Source organism: Pantoea sp. CTOTU49201, assembly GCF_032054795.1.
GTDB classification, from domain to species: domain Bacteria; phylum Pseudomonadota; class Gammaproteobacteria; order Enterobacterales; family Enterobacteriaceae; genus Pantoea; species Pantoea symbiotica.
In genome coordinates this window covers 1-4,975 of the sequence record NZ_DAMBSA010000356.1, presented here as the reverse complement: position 1 = coordinate 4,975, position 4,975 = coordinate 1, and the positions used below count along the sequence as shown (strand labels likewise).

Sequence of the window (4,975 nt, the reverse complement as noted above, 5' to 3'; positions counted from 1 at the left end):
GATTGGCGAATGCGCGCTGTGGCAAGGGCAAATTTTCGGTTTGGTTGCGCCGGGGTATCAAATGGCGCGCGTACTGGCGGCGCAGCTGGCGCAGGAAGAGCTGGCGTTCAGCGGTGCCGACATGAGCACGAAACTGAAGCTGCTCGGCGTGGAAGTGGCGTCTTTTGGCGATGCGCACGGGCGTACCGCTGACAGCCAAAGCTATCAGTGGATCGATAATCCTAAAGGCATCTACAAAAAACTGGTGGTGTGCAAAGATCGCAAAACGCTGCTCGGCGGCGTGCTGGTAGGCGATAGCGCAGAATACGCCAGCCTGCTGCAGATGATGCTAAATCAGTTACCGCTACCGGAAGAACCAGAGAGCCTGATTTTGCCGCAGCTGGCGGGTGCGCCTGCTAAAGCGCTGGGCGTCGCGGCGTTGCCAGACAGCGCGCAAATCTGCTCGTGCCATAACGTCAGCAAGGCGGACATTTGCGGCGCGGTGCAGGGCGGCTGCGGTGAAATGGCGGCGATAAAAAGCTGTACCAAAGCGGCGACCGGCTGCGGTGGGTGCAGCGCATTAGTCAAACAGGTGATGGAGTTCCAGCTCGCCAGTCAGGGCGTGGAAGTGAAGAAGGATATCTGCGAACACTTTGCCTACTCGCGTCAGGAGCTGTACCACCTGATACGCGTCGGCAACATCACCACCTTCGAGCAGCTATTGCAGCTCAACGGACGCGGACAGGGCTGTGAAGTGTGCAAACCGCTGGTGGGATCATTGCTGGCATCATGCTGGAATGACTACTTACTGAAGCCCGAACATCTGCCGCTGCAGGATACCAACGATCGCTACTTCGCCAACATCCAGAAAGATGGCACCTATTCGGTGGTACCGCGTGTGCCAGCCGGTGAAATTACGCCGCAAGGGTTAATTGCGATTGGTGAAGTAGCAGCCCGTTACGATCTCTACACCAAAATCACCGGCGGTCAGCGCATCGATCTGTTCGGTGCGCGGCTCGATCAGTTACCGGATATCTGGGAACGCCTGATCGCGGCGGGTTTTGAAACCGGTCACGCCTACGGAAAATCGCTGCGCACGGTAAAATCCTGCGTTGGCTCAACCTGGTGCCGCTACGGCGTGCAGGATTCCACCACCTTCGCCATCGCATTAGAGAATCGCTACAAAGGGCTGCGCGCGCCGCACAAAATAAAAATGGCGGTTTCTGGCTGCACGCGCGAATGCGCCGAAGCGCAGAGCAAGGACATTGGCGTAATCGCCACGGAAAAAGGCTGGAACCTGTATGTCTGCGGCAACGGCGGGATGAAACCGCGCCATGCCGATCTTTTTGCCAGCGATCTCGATGATGAAACCCTGCTGCGCTACGTTGACCGCATTTTGATGTTCTATGTGCGCACCGCCGATCGTCTGCAACGCACCAGCGTGTGGATGGATAACATGGAAGGCGGACTCGACTACCTGCGTCAGGTGGTAATCGAGGATTCACTCGGCATGGCCGCGCAACTGGAGCAGGAGATGCAGCGCGTGGTGGATCGCTATCAGTGCGAATGGCACAGCACGCTGCAGGATCCTTCGCGTCGCGCCTTGTTTACCGCCACCGTCAACAGCGAGCAGCCTGACGAAACGCTCAACTATGTGCAGGTGCGCGGTCAGCGTCAGCCCGCGACGGCGGACAGCATTCCGGTCACTACGTTGCCGGCAGAACCCTGGAGTGCCATTTGCCATGTCGACGCCATCCCGCCGTCTGCGGGCATGGGTGCGCGGCTGGGCGGCCAGCGTGTGGCCTTATTCCGCTTGGGCGAGGCGATTTATGCGCTGGAAGATATTGAGCCCGGCACGCAAGCCAGCGTGCTGTCGCGTGGCATTCTCGGCGACGTAGCGGGCGAGCCGGTGGTGATTTCACCGCTTTACAAGCAGCGCGTGCGGCTGCGCGACGGACAAAGTCTGGATAACGCCGAGCATCAACTGCGCTGCTGGCCGGTGCGCGTGGAGGGCGGCAAAGTGTGGCTCGGCCATCAGCCGATTATTGCGCTGGCGGCGGCCTCATGAAAACCACCTGTCCGTACTGCGGCGTTGGCTGTGGCGTGGAGGTGAAAGCCCTGGATGCGCCGGTGAGCGGCGACCGCCAACATCCGGCTAATTTCGGTCGGCTGTGCGTCAAAGGTTCAGCGCTGGGCGAGACCCTGACGCATGAAGGTCGTTTGCTCTGGCCGCAGATTGACGGTCAGCGCGTCAGTATCCACGCCGCACTGGACCATGTGGCGGCAGGTTTCCAGCGCATCATCGATCAACATGGGCCGCAGGCGGTGGCCTTTTACGGCTCCGGTCAACTGCTGACGGAGGATTATTACACCGCCAATAAGCTGATGAAGGGGTTTATTGGCTCTGCCAACATCGATACCAATTCACGGCTGTGTATGGCTTCGGCGGTGGTGGGTTACAAACGCGCTTTCGGTGCCGATGCGGTGCCGTGCTGCTATGACGATCTTGAACAGGCCGATGTCGTGGTGTTGGTCGGCTCCAATGCAGCATGGGCGCATCCGGTGGCGTGGCAGCGGCTGGTGCAGGCCAAAGCCGAACGCCCAGAGATGCAGCTGGTGGTGATCGATCCGCGTCGTACTGCCAGCTGTGACCTTGCTGACCTGCATCTGGCGTTGCAACCGGGATCTGATAGCGCGCTGTTTGCCGGGCTGCTGAACTGGCTGGCGCACCATGCGGGTATTGATGTCAGTATGTTGCCGCATCTGGCCAATGTGGAGGCGACCTTAGCGGCCTGTGAGGCGTGGGATGTGGCGGCGGTCGCCGCTGCCTGCCAGTTAAGTGAGCATGAGATTGTGGCGTTCTGGCAGCTGTTCGCCGCGCAACCGCGCGTGCTGACGCTGTGGTGCATGGGCATCAATCAGTCACAAACCGGCAGCGATAACAACAACGCCATCCTCAATGCGCATCTGCTCAGCGGCAAAATCGGCCGTGCGGGCTGCGGACCGTTTTCGCTGACCGGACAGCCCAACGCCATGGGCGGCCGTGAAGTGGGCGGCTTAGCCAATCAACTGGCGGCGCACATGGGCTTTAGCGCACCAGAGGTTGATCGTGTTGCGCGCTTTTGGGGGAGCGATCGTGTTGCGCAGCAGCCGGGACTGACGGCGGTAAATCTGTTCAACGCCATCGAACGCGGCGACGTCAAGGCGGTGTGGATCATGGGTTCCAATCCCGCAGTTTCGATGCCGGAAGGTAACCGCGTGGCGCAGGCGCTGGCGAAATGCGAGCTGGTGGTGGTGTCGGAAGTCAGCGCCCACAGCGACACGGCACAGTTTGCTGACGTGCTACTTCCGGCGCAGGCGTGGGGCGAGAAAAACGGCACCGTCACCAACTCTGAGCGGCGTATCTCACGCCAGCGCAGTTTTACTGCGCCAGCCGGTGAGGCCAAAGCGGATTGGTGGCTGCTGGCGCAGGTGGCGCAGCGACTCGGTTTTGGCGCGGCCTTTGCCTGGCAGCATCCATGCGAGATTTTCGCCGAGCATGCCGCGCTGTCCGGTTTTGAGAATCACGGCGCGCGCGCCTTTGATATCAGCGCGCTGGCGACCATCACGCGTGAGCAATATGACCAGTTAACGCCGGTGCAGTGGCCGATCACTGCCGCGTCACCCAACGGCACCGCGCGGCTGTTTGCCGATCGCCGCTTTTACCATGCCGATGGCAAAGCACGTCTGCTGCCGCCCGCGATGCCGATTAAAACCATCACGACCAATGATTATCCGCTGCTGATGAACACCGGCCGCATCCGCGATCAGTGGCACACCATGACGCGCACCGGCAACGTGCCGCGCCTGATGCAGCATTACGATGAACCCTTTGTCGCGCTAAACCCGCTGGATGCGGCGGCCCACGGCTTGAGCCACGGCGATGTGACGCGCGTGCAGTCGGCGCTGGGCTGGTACAGCGGACGCGTCACCGTCGAAAGCGGCCTGCAGCGTGGGCAAATCTTTGTGCCGATGCACTGGACAAGGCAGTTCAGCGGGCAGGCCAACGTCGATGGATTAGTCGCGGCTACCTGTTGTCCCGATTCCGCTCAGCCAGCGTTAAAACAAACAGCGGTGCGTTTGCAACCTGTGCGTCCGACGTGGCAAGGCTGGCTGTGGCTGCCGGACATCATCACGCCGCCAGCATTACTCTACTGGTCGCGTGCGCCGCAGCCCGGCGTGCAGCGCTATGTGCTGGCGGGCAACACATATGCTGGCGAATGGCTGATGCAACTGCCGGGCATGTCCGCATTGCAATGGCAGCAGGCGCAGGCGGGACAGCAATTGCACTGGATTGGCTGGCGCGAGGGCAAGTTGGCATGCGCCTTTTATGCCGCGCCCTGGCTGCCGGACATCGATCACCCCTTTATCGCGCAGGCTTTCATCCAGCCGCCCGATTCGCCGCAGCAGCGACATGCGCTGTTAGGTGGACGACCGACGCAGGGCGGCAGCCACGGACGAACCCTTTGCAGCTGCTTTGGCGTCGGAGAAGTGGCGATTCGTCGGGCTATCGCCGAGGGCTGTGATTCCCCGGCGGCGCTCGGCGCGGTGTTGAAATGCGGCACCAACTGTGGCTCCTGTATTCCGGAGCTCAAACAACTGCTCTCATCTCTGCGCGTGGCGCAGTAACGGAAAACATCATGACGCAAGCCAGTGAATCCCTCGACAAGCTGTTTAATCCACGTGACGGCGAACAGGCGCAAGGCGTCGTCTGGCTGGTTGGTGCCGGGCCGGGTGACGTAGAACTGCTCACCTTAAAAGCATGGCGGCTGATCAACAGCGCCGATGTGGTGGTGTATGACCGGTTGGTGAGCGAGGCGATCATGGCGGAAGTGCCGCCGGAGACGCTGGCGATTGATGTCGGCAAAAAGCCCGGCAGCCACGGCTTGAAGCAGGCACAAATTAATCAGCTGCTGGTGGATTTAGCCCGCAGCGGGCGGCAAGTGGTGCGGCTCAA

3 protein-coding genes are annotated in these 4,975 nt (G+C 60.9%); all 3 read left to right on the top strand.

Features of this window, described 5'->3' with window-relative positions; all coding sequences use genetic code 11:
* A partial coding sequence (gene nirB, locus RTY00_RS19815; protein WP_312665706.1) for a nitrite reductase large subunit NirB occupies positions 1–2,047 on the top strand: 2,047 nt, incomplete at its 5' end.
* Positions 2,044–4,647 (top strand): nitrate reductase, encoded by a 2,604-nt coding sequence (locus RTY00_RS19810; protein WP_312665704.1) that lies wholly within the window; start codon positions 2,044–2,046, stop codon positions 4,645–4,647. The genes nirB and RTY00_RS19810, both read left to right, overlap by 4 nt.
* Positions 4,648–4,658: 11 nt before the next feature.
* A partial coding sequence (locus RTY00_RS19805; protein ID WP_312665702.1) for an SAM-dependent methyltransferase occupies positions 4,659–4,975 on the top strand: 317 nt, incomplete at its 3' end.

Excerpts from the sequence above, each read along its gene's own strand:
- RTY00_RS19810 (WP_312665704.1), top strand. The coding sequence starts at position 2,044 with ATGAAAACCACCTGTCCGTACTGCGGCGTTGGCTGTGGCGTGGAGGTG.